We start from the raw sequence: 15,418 nt of genomic DNA, 5'->3' as shown, positions 1-15,418 counted from the left end.
AAGACCTTCAGAGGTTCTTTAAATCCATTCTAAATAGCAGTTAAAAAAAGTGTGAAAGTTTGTTAATCACTTTAAAGGGGTGTATTTTTGCCTCACTTTTTATCAAATAATCATTTTATTTTATGGCAAAATCTGCGCTATTAAAGTCATCTCTGGCAAAAAAATACTGGATGGCTTTCACCGGCCTTTTTCTTTGTGTGTTCTTAGTTGGGCATCTTGCGGGAAATTTACAACTGTTGGTTTCCGGGGAAGGTGCAAGGGATCAGTTCAATGAATATGCTCTCTTCATGACCACAAATCCGGTGGTGAGGATCTTATCTATTGTAACATTTGTGAGTATCCTTTTTCATGCTATCGACGGAGTGATCCTGACTATTAACAACCGAAAGGCAAGACCTCAGGGATATGTTAGTTTCAGGCCATCAACAAATTCAACTTGGTCTTCTAGAAATATGGGAATTCTTGGAACAGTGATCCTTGCTTTTATAGTGATCCACCTGGTGAACTTTTGGGGCGAAATGAAATTCGGCGGGCTCGATAATACAATGTACACCACTGCGAACGGAGATGAGGTAAAGGATTTATATTCTTTGACCATTATGACTTTTCAGGATCCCGAATGGGGATTGGTATGGGCATTTGGTTATTTAATAGCAATGATCGCAATTGCTTTTCACCTGTATCACGGTTTTGGGAGCGGATTCCAGTCATTAGGGCTAAACCATCCGCAGTATAACAGTATCGTCAGGAAAATTGGAGTGGCATTCGCTATTATTGTTCCCTTGCTGTTTGCCATTATACCTTTTTACATCTATTTTGTACTAGAAACTATTTAAGCTATGGGAGTTTTGGATTCAAAAATACCACAAGGGCCATTGGCCGATAAGTGGGTAAAACATAAAAACGATATTAATCTTGTCAATCCTGCCAACAAGCGTAACATAGATGTTATTGTTGTTGGAACAGGGCTTGCAGGAGGAAGTGCTGCCGCTACTCTGGCAGAACTTGGTTATAATGTAAAGACATTCTGTTACCAGGATTCCCCAAGACGAGCACACTCTATTGCGGCTCAGGGTGGAATTAATGCAGCAAAGAATTATCAGGGAGACGGAGATTCAGATTACCGGCTTTTTTATGACACTGTGAAAGGTGGAGATTACCGGGCGCGGGAGGCAAATGTGTACCGTCTTGCCCAGGTTTCAGGAAATATCATTGACCAGTGTGTGGCACAAGGGGTTCCTTTTGCCCGTGAATATGGTGGATTACTTGATAACCGATCCTTTGGTGGGGTGCTTGTTTCCCGTACGTTCTATGCAAAAGGACAAACAGGGCAGCAGTTGTTGCTGGGATGTTATTCAGCAATGAACAGACAGATCAACCGCGGAAAAATTAAATCCTACACCCGTCACGAGATGCTGGATTTAGTCTTGGTTGGCGGAAAAGCCCGTGGGATCATTGCACGTAACCTGGTAACAGGAGAAATAGAAAGACATTCTGCACACGCAGTGGTAATTGCTTCTGGTGGATATGGGAATGTGTTTTTCCTTTCTACCAATGCAATGGGAAGTAACGTAACTGCCTCCTGGAAGATACATAAAAAAGGAGCGTTTTTCGCGAATCCTTGCTTTACACAAATTCACCCGACATGTATTCCGGTTTCAGGAGAGCATCAATCTAAATTGACTTTAATGTCTGAATCCCTTCGGAATGACGGAAGGATCTGGGTTCCGAAGAAATTAGAGGATGCTGAGAAGATCAGAAAAGGAGAGTTAAAGCCTACAGATCTTGCGGAAGAAGATCGTGATTACTACCTGGAAAGACGTTATCCTGCTTTCGGAAACCTCGTGCCTCGTGATGTGGCTTCAAGGGCAGCGAAGGAAAGATGTGACGCCGGATACGGGGTAAATAAAACGGGAGAAGCGGTATATCTAGATTTTAGTGCTGCTTTTATGCGCTACGGAAGAGAAGCTGTGGCGACTCAACATATTACCAATGCTACCGAAGAACAGATCAGGGATCTGGGTGTGAAAGTAGTGGAGGCCAAATATGGAAACCTTTTCCAGATGTACGAAAAGATCGTAGATGAGGATCCATATAAAACTCCGATGAAAATTTATCCTGCAGTGCATTACACCATGGGTGGTATTTGGGTAGATTACAACCTTGAAACCACAATACCAGGATGTTTTGCGGCCGGAGAAGCAAACTTCTCAGACCACGGAGCTAACCGTCTAGGAGCATCTGCCTTGATGCAGGGTCTTGCAGATGGTTATTTCGTATTGCCATATACTATGGGAGATTATCTTTCTAAGGATATTAGCACAGGATCTATTCCAACAGATACAAAGGAATTTGATGAGGCTGAACAAAAAGTGCGTCAGCAACTGGAATCCTTCATAAATACCAAAGGGACAAAAACAGTAGATCATTTCCATAAGAGATTAGGAAAGATCATGTGGAATAAAGTTGGAATGTCCCGAAACGCTCCGAATTTAAGAGAAGCGATTCAGGAAATTAAAGCTTTAAGAGAGGAATTCTACCGCGACGTTAAAGTTCCGGGAACTGCTGACGGAATGAATACTGAGCTTGAGAAAGCCGGAAGAGTAGCCGATTTCCTCGAACTGGGAGAATTGTTTGCTAAAGATGCACTGCACAGGGAAGAATCCTGTGGGGGACACTTTAGAGAAGAATATCAGACAGAAGAAGGAGAAGCATTACGAGATGATGAGAACTTTATGTATGTAGCAGCATGGGAATATACTGGAGAACCCGGAAATGCTATCCTGCATAAGGAGAATCTGGAGTACGAAAACATAGAGGTTAAAACAAGAAGCTATAAATAGAAATAGATGTGAGATATGAGAAGTGAGATGTTAGAATCTCAAATCTTGAATCTCATTACTCAATACTAAAACAGTATGAATCTTACACTAAAAATATGGCGTCAAAAAGATGCCAAAGCAAAAGGAGGGATCCAAACCTATCAAATAGCAGATGTGGATCCAGATATGTCTTTTCTGGAAATGCTGGATGTCCTTAATGAAGGTTTGGTTGAAAAAGGGGAAGAACCGGTAGTATTTGACCATGACTGTCGTGAAGGAATTTGTGGTACCTGTAGCCTGCAGATCAATGGGGAACCGCACGGTCCCGATCGCGGAGTTACGACCTGCCAGCTTCACATGAGAAAGTTCAAAGACGGCGATACCATAGTGATTGAGCCTTTCAGGGCAAAAGCTTTTCCGGTGATCAAGGATTTGATCGTTGACAGATCTGCTTTTGAAAGAATTCAGCAGGCAGGTGGATATGTTTCCGTGAATACTTCCGGAAACACTCAGGACGCCAACTCTATTCCTATTGAAAAAGAGAAAGCTGATGCTGCCTTTTTTGCGGCAACCTGTATACAATGTGGAGCTTGTGTGGCAGCGTGTAAAAATGCCAGTGCCATGTTATTTACTTCAGCAAAAGTAAGTCAGTATGCCTTATTGCCTCAAGGAAAGGTAGAAGCTACGAAACGAGTTTTAGATATGGTGGAGCAAATGGACAAGGAAGGCTTCGGGAACTGTACCAATACAGGGGCATGTGAAATCGAATGTCCTAAAGGAATTTCTTTAGAAAACATTGCCCGTATGAACAGAGAGTATTTAAAAGCCAGTGTCGTTTAAATAATACATGTTCTACATTATAAACCCGGACTTTGCAGTCCGGGTTTTTTTATGCATCTTCATAGAAAAACACGATGTCAGGATTAGAATTGCTTCCTTCAAAACTTCCTCAAAGTAAAACCAGCATTTTCACCGTAATGAGCCAGATGGCGCAAAAGCACAATGCGGTAAACCTTTCACAGGGGTATCCAAATTTTGAAACCGATGAACACCTGAAAGACCTGGTGACTAAAGCCATGAAAAACGGATATAACCAATATGCCCCATTGGCAGGAATTCCGGAGTTGCGGGAACAGATCGTGAAGAAGGTTGAGACCCTACACGCTCATGCCTATGATATGAAAACGGAAGTGACTGTGACCAACGGAGCCACTCAGGCGTTGTTCCTGGCGATTACGGCTTTTGTGCACCGTGGAGATGAAGTCATCGTCCTTAAACCGGCCTATGATAGTTATGAACCTGCCATAGAACTGAACGGAGGAAAAATAGTTCCGGTTCAAATGAAGGGGAAAGATTTTCAAATAGACTGGAAGGAGGTTGAGGAAAAAATTTCTTCCAGGACCAGAATGATCATTATTAATACGCCGCACAATCCGAGTGGAAGAGTATTTTCGAGAGAAGAAATGGAGCATCTGGAAAAGCTGCTGAAGGGTACCGGTATTATTCTGTTAAGTGATGAGGTGTATGAACATATAGTTTTTGATGACCACAAACATCTTAGTGCCTCGTCCTTTGCCGGTCTGGCAGAAAGAGCTATTGTCTGCGCCTCCTTCGGAAAAACTTTCCATAATACGGGCTGGAAAATGGGCTATTGTGTAGCTCCTGAAATCCTGATGAAAGAAATCCAGAAAGTACAGGAAGTAAATGTATTTTGTGTAAACCATCCCATGCAAAAGGCTTTTGCAGAATATCTGCAAACTCCTTCCCATTATCTTGATTTAGGTAAATTCTATCAGGCAAAAAGAGATAAATTCCTGTCACTGGTAAAGGATACCCGGTTCAGGATGGAACCTGCAGAAGGAACATATTTTCAGTTGCTGGATTATTCTGAATTAACCGATGAGAAGGATGTTGATTTTTCCCAACGGTTAATTACCGAATTTGGACTCGCTTCGATTCCCGTTTCTGTCTTTAGTTTACCTGGAGAAGACCACAGGCAGCTTAGATTTTGTTTTGCAAAAACAGATGAGACCCTCGAAAAGGCTGCTGAAATTTTAATGAAAGTCTCGGGCTAAGAAATTCAAAACTTACCTCAGTTTCTTGATATTCTGACTTATAAGGCCTCGTACCACTTCTGTGGTTACTCCAAAGATAAGATGCGCTGCCAGCTCTTGCAGCTGTGTAGTGATTGGAACGTCTTCCGGACCTTTTTCTATTCCGGCCATAGGAAGAGATGTTTCGTGAGTGGAAGCCCAGGTAGTCGCTCCTAAAATGACTCCGTCGATGATGTTTATTTCGTCATTATCCTTTTTTCCATATCCATAAGCAGCACCTACACTGGCACCTAATGGAATATCTGCGAACTGCTCGGCAATTTGTTCACTGACTCCAGAAAGTTGATTTCCTGTGATTTTTTCAGAAAGATCATCTATTACTGTCATCTGTGCTGCTTCTTCGTCTATTTCTCTTACCTCCAGAAATTGTTCTGCAGCCGATTTTACCATGGAGCCCACCAGGCCTCCCAAAAATCCTGAAATGATACCTCTTGCTATATTGCCTTTGTTTTCCATAAATCTGCGTTCATATAATTATCTAAATAAAGCTATTTATTATACTGCTCTCATGCAACCTTTTAACAGGTATTTAGGAGCGTATCAGCATTTTTTAATAAATTTACGTATGGGAGAAAAATTACATACCGCATTGCTCCAGACAGATCTTGTGTGGGAAAATGCAGAGGCAAACCGAGAACAGTTTCAGAAAAAAATTGGAGGTCTTTCTAAGGAAGTTGATCTTATCATACTACCGGAAATGTTTAGTACGGGATTTTCCATGAATGCCAAAAATCTGGCTGAACCAACAGGTGGCCCCTCTCTTGAATGGATGAAAAAAATAGCTTCAGAAAAGGATGCTGCAGTAACCGGAAGCCTCATAGTTTCAGAAAATGATAATTACTATAATCGCCTTTATTTTGTCTTTCCCGATGGTTCTTTTAAAAAATATGACAAAAGACACACTTTTACTTTGGCAAAAGAGAATGAAACTTACGCCTCGGGAACCGAAAAGCTTATTGTGGAATACAAAGGCTGGAAGATATGTCCGCTGGTTTGTTATGATCTGCGGTTCCCCGTGTGGTCGCGAAATACCGAAGATTATGATGTGCTAATTTATGTGGCCAACTGGCCATCGGTACGGGTGCGGGCGTGGGATACCCTGCTGCGGGCTCGTGCCATAGAAAATATGTGCTACTGTATTGGCTTAAACCGGGTGGGGACAGACGGTAATGACCATCCATACCCGGGACATTCTGCTGTTTTTGATAGCCTGGGAAATCCCTTGAATGATCCTTCAGTAGAAATGGAGTTTCAGAAGGAAATAATCCTTGAAAAAGCACATTTACAGGAAACACGCAGTAAACTTCGTTTTCTGCAGGATCGGGATAAATTCAGTATTATAAAATAGAAGAGACCTTTCTAAAGAGGGAAAACGTACGTCTGGTCCCAGTTTGCTCTTATATCCAGCAAATCCGGGAAGTAAATAATTTCTTCTGGCTGCTCCTTCTCAAGATAATTTCCGGTGTCCCAGATGCCGTTTTTGTTGGTGTCATAAATAGCGCGGAGGAGATATGTTCCGGCTTTTAAATACTGAAAAGTGAAATTTGTCCCCGATTCGATATATTTAGAAGACTGAACTTCTCCTTGTTCATTTGTTAGCTGTAGGATCACAGGGTATTGTTCTACATCCTGAAGGTTCACAATGGCACTTCCGAAATCTGAATAGGAAGGGGTCCTGAAACTTTGTTCTATGGTGTCATTCTGCGTTCCGAAAAAATCTGTAAAAGCTCCCGGCAGCGCCATAAATTTATAGCTGCTGCTTTCCTCTTTTTCAAATTCCAGAACCAGACGGTTCTCAAAGGCTTCGTGCCTGGTCGTAAATTCCACCGGAATGGAATCACTTCTGAAGACGTTTATCAGCGAGTCGTTAATATTTTCTAATGGAATGGTAGGTAAGATAACTAAATTCCTGTTAAATGCCAGTGTTCCTGAAGGATCGAATGAAAAAGTGAGGGAGTCATTATCCATTTCTCTCCTGCGCACGAAAAGGGTGTCTTTTACCTGCGGCGCTTCTGCTATAAATCGTAAACTATCACTTTCTATAAGAGGTTTGTACCAATAGTGCAGTGTGTCTTTTGCTGGATCTTTGGTAATTCTGCTTATAAAACCTTCGGGAGTTGGAGAGATCATGTTGATCTGTACACTGTCTCTGTCTAATTTACCGGTGTAGCCAAAAACGAGATGTTGTTTTGCGATTTGGGCAGGACGCGTGGTGGAAAAAGCCGGAATTTCTTTGAACAGGTTAAGTTCAAACAGAGAATCTGTAGGAACAGTAATAAATTCTTTTAAAAAGGCTATTTTTTCGTTTTTAGGATCAAATTGATAATTGTTGTTGTCATCCCTTATGGCTACCATTTGGTAAGTACCTTCCTTTAAATTGTTCAGCTGAAAAAAGGTGGAGTCAAGGGTGTTTGTGATATAACGTGGGGTTTCCTTGTAAACTACAGAATCTGAATATGTAGAGTCAACCTCGTACAACATTACAGAAATAAATGGATCGGGCTGAGCTAAATAAGCATCGGTGACAACTCCCGAAATTGACAGGGAATCAATATAACTTCCGGTAGAAAAAACATACTGAAAAAAATCTAACGGATTTCCCTCATTGTTGTCTACAATACTCCTTCCGAAGTTAATCGTATAAGTAGTATTTGGCTGAAGTGTATCGTTTATTCTAATCCTTACAGATTTGCTGGCAGTTCCCATGGGAGTGATCTCCGGTCGGGGATCCATGGGAGGGGAAATGATAATTTGGCGCTGGGCTTCATTTAATTTTATGTATTCATTGAAAAGGATTCTTATTTCATCTGAATTAAAATTGGTCGAAAAATTTTCAGGATTTGCCCGTACAAAACGAGGAGGTTCTATATCAATGGGCCCTCCCTGCGGAGTTCCTCTTTTTGCGCAATTATGAAACATCAAAACGATTACCAGGAGTAGTAAAATGTTGCCCGCCTTCTTCATTCAATGGAAACTTTTTACAAATAAACGATTAATTCTACTATTTCTGAAGCAGATTAATGGGTGATGGCCATAGTTGCCAAACTTACTTTTACGCCGGGAATTTTCAATAATTTTGTAGCACAGGCTTCCAGGGTAGCGCCGGTAGTAACGAGATCATCCACCAGCAGTACATGGGACTGTTCAAGTACAGCAGTATTTTCGAGTAGAAATGTAACATCTATATTTCCCCAGCGGGCAAATCTTTTTTTAATAGTTTGAATTGTGGAAACCGATTTCTTGACCAGCACGGTATATTTGTATGGTACCTCCAGAAAGTTTGCAGTGGCTTTTCCAAATTTCTCCACCTGATTATAACCTCTTTTCCGCAATCTGGATCTGTGCAAGGGTACGGGTACCACAGCAGTAATTTCCTTGTAGCAGTCAATTTCCTTTAGTTCATTGCCCATCCAGGAACCAAGGAATTCTCCTATCTCTTAGTGTCCTCGGTATTTGAGGTTATGGATGAGCTGTTGGACCATTCCTTTTTTCTCAAAGAGCAGCAGGATTGCCGCATTTTCGATTTTGACCCGGGGGTAAAATACTTTTTCTACTGCATTTTCGTTTTCAAGGTGATAATTTGTAGCAGGAAGTTCATGTATATACTTTGTACAGACCACATTTTCATTGGCTAACAATACTGCTTCACAGGTATGGCATAAACGTGGGTGTAAAAAATTTAAGAAATCGTGAAACATTCGTTAACAAATTAGTTTTTACGTTGTTAAAATCAATAAATTTACAAACTAAACCGAAATTAAAGGAGTGATGACTGATCAAAAAAATAACAATGCCCTCAAAATACTAACCGGTATACTTGCAGTGGCTTTGGTAGCATTAGCAATATACACCGTACGGTTCTACAATGAGGAGAAGGAGAACCAGGAATTGCTGCAACGGCAAAAAGCGGTGATTGAGGAAGAACTGAATGATTTGATCGTACGCTATGACGAGGCGATTGGAGAAAATGAGGAATTGGATACAGAGCTCATTGCAGCAAGACAACGCATTCTGGTCTTACGGGATTCTGTACAGGATATGGAAGCTAACCTGCGGGTGCTGGACAGGTATCGCAACGAACTGAATAATCTTAAGCGGGAGCGGGATGAGCTTTTCAGGGTGGTAGACAGCCTTAGCAACCAAAATCAGCGTTTGATTACCGAAATGGACAGTACCAATAATGTGCTTCTGGAAAGAACGAGAGTTTCTGATTCGTTAAGACAGAGAACCGAAAATCTGGCAGACCAGGTGGACCGGGCTTCTGAATTGAAAGTAAGTGGGCTTCGCGGAGAAGGAGTGATTGAAAGAAACAGTGGCCGTCTTGTGGTAAATGACCGGACCAGAAGAGTAGATAAAATCAGGACTTGTTTTACACTTACCGAGAACGAGCTTACCGAAGCAGGAGAAAAAGAGCTATACGTACAGGTTTATAATCCTAACAATAACCTTGTTGGCGATCAAATTGCCGTTCAGCATGATGGCGGGGTAATGGTGTACAGTGCTGCGACGAAGGTTTATTATGAAAATAACGAACTGGATGTTTGTATCCTGGCAAATACTCTGGAGGAGAATTTAATTGAAGGGACTTATAAAGTTTTAGTGTATAACGGAGCCCAACTAATTGGTGCGACCAACTTTAGCTTAAGATAACCCTCTCTTTTTAAAAATATACAGCCGCCTTGACAGGAATCAGGGCGGTTTTTTTATTTTTGTGCTATGGCAAAACAAGAAGATCTATTTAGAAATGTAATTTCCCATGCCAAGGAGTATGGGTACATCTTTGCATCGAGTGAAATTTATGACGGTTTAAGCGCTGTGTATGACTACGGTCAAAACGGGGCTGAACTTAAGAAAAATATCCGCGACTACTGGTGGAAAAGTATGGTGCAGTTGCACCAGAATATTGTGGGCCTTGATGCCTCTATTCTTATGCATCCTACTACCTGGAAAGCTTCGGGACACGTAGATGCATTTAACGATCCTTTGATTGATAACAAGGATTCAAAGAAGCGTTACCGGGCAGATGTTTTGGTAGAAGATCATGCCGAAAAAATATACCAGAAAGCTCAAAAGGAGATCGAAAAGGCGAAAAAGCGTTTTGGAGATGCTTTTGATGAAGAGCAGTTTGTCGCTACAAATGACAGGGTGAAAAGATATTTGTCTGAACGTAAGGAGATCCTGGAACGTTTAGGCCGCTCCCTTACCAATGAAGATCTTAAAGATGTAAAAGCTTTGATCGAGGAGCTTGAAATAGCCGATCCTGATACAGGTTCTAAAAACTGGACAGAAGTAAGGCAGTTCAACCTAATGTTTGGAACTAAATTAGGTGCTTCAGCAGAGTCTGCTTCCGATCTTTACCTGCGTCCCGAAACGGCTCAGGGGATTTTTGTGAACTTCTCCAATGTTCAGAAAACCGGAAGAATGAAGATTCCGTTTGGAATAGCCCAAACCGGAAAAGCTTTCAGAAATGAGATCGTGGCGAGACAGTTCATTTTCAGGATGCGGGAATTTGAACAAATGGAAATGCAGTATTTTGTTCGTCCCGGGGAAGAACTGAAATGGTACGAACACTGGAAAGATATCAGGTTAAAATGGCATTTATCACTGGGATTAGGTGAGGAAAATTATCGTTTCCACGACCACGATAAACTCGCACATTATGCCAATGCAGCAGCCGATATTGAATTCAATTATCCTTTCGGATTTAAGGAGCTGGAAGGAATTCACTCCAGAACAGACTTTGACCTTAAAGCTCATGAAGAGCATTCGGGCAAGAAATTGCGTTTTTACGATCCTGAACTTAAGGAGAATTATGTCCCTTACGTAATCGAAACCTCCATTGGTCTTGACAGGATGTTCCTGGCAGTCCTTTCTGCAGCCTTAAAGGAAGAAACCCTGGAAGATAACAGTACCAGAACTGTACTTAAGCTTCCGGCCATCCTGGCGCCTTATAAAGCAGCAATTTTGCCATTGGTGAAAAAAGACGGACTTCCCGAACTTGCCCAGGATATCTTTGAAGAACTTAAGTGGGATTTCAACATTCAGTATGATGAAAAAGATGCCATAGGAAGAAGATATAGAAGACAGGATGCTGCCGGTACTCCATTATGTATAACGGTAGATCATGATTCCCTGGAAGACAAATCGGTAACCGTTCGGTTCCGGGATTCCATGGAGCAAAAGAGGGTTTTGATTACAGAACTTTCAGAAATAATTGCCGAAGAAGTAGATTTTAAGAAGTGGTTAAAATCGGAATAATTTCACCACTTCTGAAGAAATACCGGAGGCTGTCTAAAAAGTGCTTTTTTGACAGCCTCTTTTTCTTCCCGGACTTTTCCTTTTGGGTACATCTGCAAAATGTAAAATTCTCAGTAACAACAAAATCATTCTTGTAAAAGTGAGAATTTAGGAAAATTTTGTGGTTTAAATGCCTGTTTCTTTGTTGCAGCTCTTTTTAATTCTGTAATTTTAGAGCTGCTTTTAAGAAATTGTACATGCTCAAAAAATACCTTTTTATTTTATTTCTGATTCTGGGTGGAGCCCAAAGTGTTTTCGCTCAGGTAAATGAAGAGGCGCAACCTGTGTGGGCAGGTTCGAGCCATGCCATTCACACAGATGCTTTAGCGAAGAAAGATCTGCTTCCGCCTTCCGGAGAATATAAAGTAGTGAATCCGCGGAACCGTGGTTCAAACAAAGTCGTTCCGGGAAAAGGATATCCAAAGACCAAAGACGCTGCGAGGCAAAGTAAACAGGGAGAAATAAAAAGCAAAGCACCCATTCTTTCCTTTGATGCCGCTACTTCGGGCTCGACTCCTACAGATCCTACCGGTGCGGTGGGTCCAAATCATTATGTAAATGCATGGAATTCTTCTTTTGCAATTTATGATAAGGAAGGAAATATACTTTCTCCACCAGCAGCCCTGCGAACAATTGGCGGAACTTTTGACGGAGAGGATCTTGGGGATCCAATCGTGTTGTACGATGAATTTGCAGATCGTTTCTTGATCACCCAGTTTAGTGACACCCCTAATAGTTTTTTAGTTGCAGTTTCGCAGGGTCCCGACCCTGTTAATGACGGCTGGTACACCTACCGGTTCGAAACCGGAACAGCCTTTCCAGATTATCCTAAATTTTATATATGGAGTGACGGGTATTATATTACCACCAATAAAGATTCTAATACAGCGACTACCAGTGAAGTGGTTTATGTGCTGGAAAGGGATAAGATCCTGTTAGGGGAAGAAGCCCAGCATGTGGGTTTCCCGTTGCCGGGTATTAATACAAATGGGTTTTACAGTCCGTCAGGATTTTTTGCTGTTGGAGAGGAGCTGCCTCCCCGGGGAAATGCACCCATAGTTTATTTTCAGGATGATGCCTGGGCCGGGGTGAATGAAGATCACTTAAAATTCTGGCTTATCAATATGGATTGGCAGAATCTCCAGAATTCTACTATTGCCGAATCTCAAACCTTAGGCCCTTCCGAAGGAATTACGCCTTTTCTGGCTACTTTTGATGGTGGTTCCTTCACCAACCTGTCACAGCCAGGAGATTCACCCGAAGTTGATGCGCTTCAGGGAGCGATCATGTATATGACTCCCTACAGAAGGTTTGGAACCCATAATTCGGTTGTAATGAATTTTGTGGTAGACACAGATGCTTCAGCAGCAGAACATGCTGGAATCAGGTGGTATGAGCTTAGGCAGGATTCAGACGGGCAGCCCTGGTATGTGTATCAGGAAGGCACGTATGCACCCGATGGGAGTGACCGATGGTGCGGAAGTATTGGAATTGATCAAGCCGGAAATATTGGAATGGGTTTTACGGTGATGAACGATAACCCCGAAAATCCTGTTTATCCTTCGCTTCGTTTTACCGGCAGGTATGCCCAGGATCCTTTAGGAAGGATGACCGTTCGAGAAGAAAGCGTGGTGGAGGGGCCAAGTCCTAATCCTTCGAGCAGGTATGGAGATTATGCTCATCTCACTATAGACCCCGTAGATAATGTCACTTTTTGGTATATAGGCGAGTATTTCGTGAATTCGCAGCGCCGAAACAGGGTGGGAGTTTTTCAGCTGGAGCCCGATGATGCAGTAGATGTAGGAATTGTAGATATTGTTTCTCCGCAGGATGCCACTCTGGGGGCTTCTGAAGAAGTTACGGTGGTAATAAGAAACTTCGGCTTGTCGCCACAATCGAATATTCCGGTAGAATTTTCAATAGATGGAGGTCCGGTTTTCACTGAAGTTTATTCAGGTACTATTCCAAGAACTTCAGAAGTGGAATTCACCTTTTCCACTACTATTGATCTTTCAGAAATTGGTGAATCCTATGATATCTCTGTTGCGACCACCCTTGAAGGAGATGAAAATCCAGATAATAATATGTATTCAGAAACTATAGAAAATCTATTCCCTGTAGATGTGGGAATTACCTCCATAGATGCACCTACTACCGGTCAGTCTTTAAGCGTGATCGAAGAGGTAACGGTGACTATCCAAAATTTTGGGGGAGAGCCGCAGAGCGATATTCCGGTTTCATACAGCATTAATGAAGGCAGCGCCGTCACAGAAGTGTATAATGGTACGCTTGAGGTGGGGGAACAGGTTTCCTATACCTTCAATAACGGGGCAGATATATCGGTGCCGGGGGCTTACAATTTTTATGCAGAAACAAATCTGGAAGGAGATTCTGATACTGCCAATGATGGTACAGAAAAAGTGATTGCTAATTTAAATTGTATTCCTGAAGGCTCTGATTGTAGTTTCGGAGACGGAATCTCCCATTTTTACCTGGAAGAAATAATCAATGAAAACATTCCCTGCGGTGATGGTTACGATGATTTTATAGGCTATAGCACGCAGCTGGATCGTTCTGTAGGAACTTTTACGGTTTCTGTGCGCTCCCGGTTTGCAGAAGATGAAGATGAAAAATTCTCCATGTGGATAGATTTTAATGACAACGGAACTTTTGATGAATCTGAATTATTGATCGACAGTGCTGTGATTCCAACCGAAGATGAGGTGCATAGCTATGAATTCAGCATTCCTGAAGATGCCAGTCTGGGAGAGCATATTTTACGAATAAGGGCTGGGGATACCTCTTTTGACGGAGACCTGAATGATCCCTGCAGTGTGATTGAATATGGCACTACGCACGATTATTCTGTAGTGGTTACCGACAGCACCATTGTTATTGACGATTCTATTTTAAATGAGGCAGAACTTATCATTTCTAGTGGAGATGATAACATTTTTGACATAAGAATGATTACTCCTTTTGAAGATAACTTGCGAATCACTGTTCACAACCTGCTGGGGCAGAAACTTGTTGAAAATAAGATAGAGAAATCTGCCAGGGCTTTCCTGTACGAGCTGGATATGTCTTATGCGGCAACAGGAGTGTATTTGATAAGGGTTGGAACCAGAAAAGTGGGAAAAGTTCAACGAATTATTGTACAATAGATAAGCAGCCAGCCGCAATAGAGACTAGTGCTTGAATTTTATTATTTTCCACTGGAGGGAGTTGCATATTAATACAATTCACACAATAACTTGCGCAATCTTTTGGTGCTCAAAAATTGCACGAAGCAACTGATTTTTCTGCTTCGGGTGTAAATTAAAATTACCCTCTGAATCTCCTGTATTTTCCGTAATAATCTTATTTTTGAGCAACCTCAGAAAAGACAGGTTTTTCTGTCAAAAATATAAGCATTACACGTATGAAAATTATCTCTTACAACGTTAACGGAATAAGGGCAGCAATAAAAAAAGGTTTTGTAGAATGGCTGGAGCAGGCAAATCCAGATGTGATTTGTCTTCAGGAAATAAAAGCAAGTCCAGATCAATTTGACACCAGTGTTTTTGAGGAAATTGGTTATAAATACAATTACTGGTATCCGGCAACAAAAAAAGGCTACAGCGGGGTTGCTATTTTAAGTAAGGTAGAACCAGAAAATGTTGCTTACGGTACAGGCATCGATTATATGGATTTTGAAGGAAGGAATCTCCGTGCAGATTTTAAGGATTTTTCTGTAATGAGTTTGTACCTCCCTTCGGGAACTAACATTGCCAGGCTGGATCATAAGCTGCAGTTCATGGCCGATTTTCAGGAATATATCAATGAACTGAAACAAGAGATCCCAAACCTCATTATTTGTGGGGATTACAATATTTGTCATCAGGAAATTGATATTCATGATCCTGTGAGGCTTAAAAATACCTCGGGCTTCCTTCCGGTAGAAAGAAAATGGATTGATGGCTTTATGAAGAGTGGGTTTATTGATTCTTTCCGACATTTTAATTCCGAACCCGATCATTATTCGTGGTGGAGTTACCGCGCCGGTGCAAGAGGAAATAACAAAGGGTGGAGGATAGATTATAATCTTGTGGCAGAGCCTTTGCAGGACAAACTTAAACGAGCAGTGATCCTGCCCGAAGCAAAACACAGTGACCATTGCCCCGTGCTGGTTGAACTGGAATAACA

At 41.7% G+C, this 15,418-nt stretch carries 13 protein-coding genes; 9 read left to right on the top strand and 4 right to left on the bottom strand.

The genetic code is table 11. From position 1 onward, the window contains the following. The first annotated feature begins 122 nt into the window (after positions 1-122). The 4 genes from IE056_RS08470 (at position 123) to IE056_RS08455 (ending at position 4,897) form a co-directional block, all read left to right on the top strand. Positions 123-836: a succinate dehydrogenase cytochrome b subunit gene (locus IE056_RS08470; protein WP_189604277.1), complete on the top strand. Its 714-nt coding sequence runs from the start codon at positions 123-125 to the stop codon at positions 834-836. Between the two features lie 3 nt (positions 837-839). After that, positions 840-2,843 carry a fumarate reductase/succinate dehydrogenase flavoprotein subunit gene (locus IE056_RS08465; RefSeq protein WP_189604276.1) on the top strand — a complete coding sequence of 668 codons (2,004 nt, stop codon included), beginning with the start codon at positions 840-842 and terminating at the stop codon, positions 2,841-2,843. 75 nt (positions 2,844-2,918) lie between these two features. Then, positions 2,919-3,662 carry a succinate dehydrogenase/fumarate reductase iron-sulfur subunit gene (locus IE056_RS08460; RefSeq protein ID WP_189604275.1) on the top strand — a complete coding sequence of 248 codons (744 nt, stop codon included), beginning with the start codon at positions 2,919-2,921 and terminating at the stop codon, positions 3,660-3,662. Positions 3,663-3,736: 74 nt separating this feature from the next. Then, positions 3,737-4,897, top strand: a complete 1,161-nt coding sequence (locus IE056_RS08455) for a methionine aminotransferase (protein ID WP_189604274.1) — start codon at positions 3,737-3,739, stop codon at positions 4,895-4,897. 12 nt (positions 4,898-4,909) lie between these two features. Here IE056_RS08455 and IE056_RS08450 read toward each other — a convergent pair whose 3' ends face one another. Beyond that, a complete protein-coding gene (locus IE056_RS08450; protein WP_189604273.1) occupies positions 4,910-5,392 on the bottom strand; it encodes a DUF1440 domain-containing protein in 483 nt (160 codons plus the stop codon). A gap of 109 nt (positions 5,393-5,501) precedes the next feature. On the opposite strand from IE056_RS08450, the gene IE056_RS08445 reads away from it, so the two are divergent. Further along, positions 5,502-6,284, top strand: a complete 783-nt coding sequence (locus IE056_RS08445) for an amidohydrolase (RefSeq protein ID WP_189604272.1) — start codon at positions 5,502-5,504, stop codon at positions 6,282-6,284. Between the two features lie 11 nt (positions 6,285-6,295). On the opposite strand, the gene IE056_RS08440 is transcribed toward IE056_RS08445, so the two are convergent. Genes IE056_RS08440 through IE056_RS18685 form a run of 3 tightly spaced genes read right to left on the bottom strand, consistent with a single transcriptional unit; the run spans position 6,296 to position 8,634 of the window. Beyond that, the gene (locus tag IE056_RS08440) at positions 6,296-7,900 is read right to left on the bottom strand and encodes an Ig-like domain-containing domain (RefSeq protein WP_189604271.1); all 1,605 of its coding nucleotides are present in this window, start codon (positions 7,898-7,900) and stop codon (positions 6,296-6,298) included. 53 nt (positions 7,901-7,953) lie between these two features. Further along, entirely contained in the window at positions 7,954-8,346 is a 393-nt protein-coding gene (locus tag IE056_RS18690) for a ComF family protein (RefSeq protein WP_308427614.1), read from the bottom strand. A 27-nt stretch (positions 8,347-8,373) separates the two neighbouring features. Beyond that, positions 8,374-8,634: a hypothetical protein gene (locus tag IE056_RS18685; RefSeq protein ID WP_308427613.1), complete on the bottom strand. Its 261-nt coding sequence runs from the start codon at positions 8,632-8,634 to the stop codon at positions 8,374-8,376. 70 nt (positions 8,635-8,704) lie between these two features. On the opposite strand from IE056_RS18685, the gene IE056_RS08430 reads away from it, so the two are divergent. The 4 genes from IE056_RS08430 to IE056_RS08415 all read left to right on the top strand — a co-directional run bounded on the left by IE056_RS08430 (position 8,705) and on the right by IE056_RS08415 (position 15,416). Continuing rightward, a complete protein-coding gene (locus IE056_RS08430; RefSeq protein WP_189604270.1) occupies positions 8,705-9,586 on the top strand; it encodes a DUF8428 domain-containing protein in 882 nt (293 codons plus the stop codon). Between the two features lie 66 nt (positions 9,587-9,652). Then, entirely contained in the window at positions 9,653-11,194 is a 1,542-nt protein-coding gene (locus tag IE056_RS08425; RefSeq protein ID WP_189604269.1) for a glycine--tRNA ligase, read from the top strand. A 236-nt stretch (positions 11,195-11,430) separates the two neighbouring features. Further along, positions 11,431-14,397 carry a T9SS type A sorting domain-containing protein gene (locus IE056_RS08420; RefSeq protein WP_189604268.1) on the top strand — a complete coding sequence of 989 codons (2,967 nt, stop codon included), beginning with the start codon at positions 11,431-11,433 and terminating at the stop codon, positions 14,395-14,397. Positions 14,398-14,654: 257 nt separating this feature from the next. Next, entirely contained in the window at positions 14,655-15,416 is a 762-nt protein-coding gene (locus IE056_RS08415; protein ID WP_189604267.1) for an exodeoxyribonuclease III, read from the top strand. The last annotated feature ends 2 nt before the right edge of the window (positions 15,417-15,418 follow it).

The sequence above is a fragment of the Salinimicrobium marinum genome (genome assembly GCF_014651535.1).
In the GTDB taxonomy this organism is placed as follows: domain Bacteria; phylum Bacteroidota; class Bacteroidia; order Flavobacteriales; family Flavobacteriaceae; genus Salinimicrobium; species Salinimicrobium marinum.
Note: the sequence above shows the minus strand (reverse complement) of the source record. Positions and strands in the feature narration are given on the sequence as shown.

What these genes read in the sequence shown, in the direction of transcription:
- IE056_RS08470 (WP_189604277.1), top strand. Translation starts at nt 123, where the DNA reads ATGGCAAAATCTGCGCTATTAAAGTCATCTCTGGCAAAAAAATACTGG.
- IE056_RS08465 (WP_189604276.1), top strand. Translation starts at nt 840, where the DNA reads ATGGGAGTTTTGGATTCAAAAATACCACAAGGGCCATTGGCCGATAAG.
- IE056_RS08460 (WP_189604275.1), top strand. Translation starts at nt 2,919, where the DNA reads ATGAATCTTACACTAAAAATATGGCGTCAAAAAGATGCCAAAGCAAAA.
- IE056_RS08455 (WP_189604274.1), top strand. Translation starts at nt 3,737, where the DNA reads ATGTCAGGATTAGAATTGCTTCCTTCAAAACTTCCTCAAAGTAAAACC.
- IE056_RS08450 (WP_189604273.1), bottom strand. Translation starts at nt 5,392, where the DNA reads ATGGAAAACAAAGGCAATATAGCAAGAGGTATCATTTCAGGATTTTTG.
- IE056_RS08445 (WP_189604272.1), top strand. Translation starts at nt 5,502, where the DNA reads ATGGGAGAAAAATTACATACCGCATTGCTCCAGACAGATCTTGTGTGG.
- IE056_RS08440 (WP_189604271.1), bottom strand. Translation starts at nt 7,900, where the DNA reads ATGAAGAAGGCGGGCAACATTTTACTACTCCTGGTAATCGTTTTGATG.
- IE056_RS18690 (WP_308427614.1), bottom strand. Translation starts at nt 8,346, where the DNA reads ATGGGCAATGAACTAAAGGAAATTGACTGCTACAAGGAAATTACTGCT.
- IE056_RS18685 (WP_308427613.1), bottom strand. Translation starts at nt 8,634, where the DNA reads ATGTTTCACGATTTCTTAAATTTTTTACACCCACGTTTATGCCATACC.
- IE056_RS08430 (WP_189604270.1), top strand. Translation starts at nt 8,705, where the DNA reads ATGACTGATCAAAAAAATAACAATGCCCTCAAAATACTAACCGGTATA.
- IE056_RS08425 (WP_189604269.1), top strand. Translation starts at nt 9,653, where the DNA reads ATGGCAAAACAAGAAGATCTATTTAGAAATGTAATTTCCCATGCCAAG.
- IE056_RS08420 (WP_189604268.1), top strand. Translation starts at nt 11,431, where the DNA reads ATGCTCAAAAAATACCTTTTTATTTTATTTCTGATTCTGGGTGGAGCC.
- IE056_RS08415 (WP_189604267.1), top strand. Translation starts at nt 14,655, where the DNA reads ATGAAAATTATCTCTTACAACGTTAACGGAATAAGGGCAGCAATAAAA.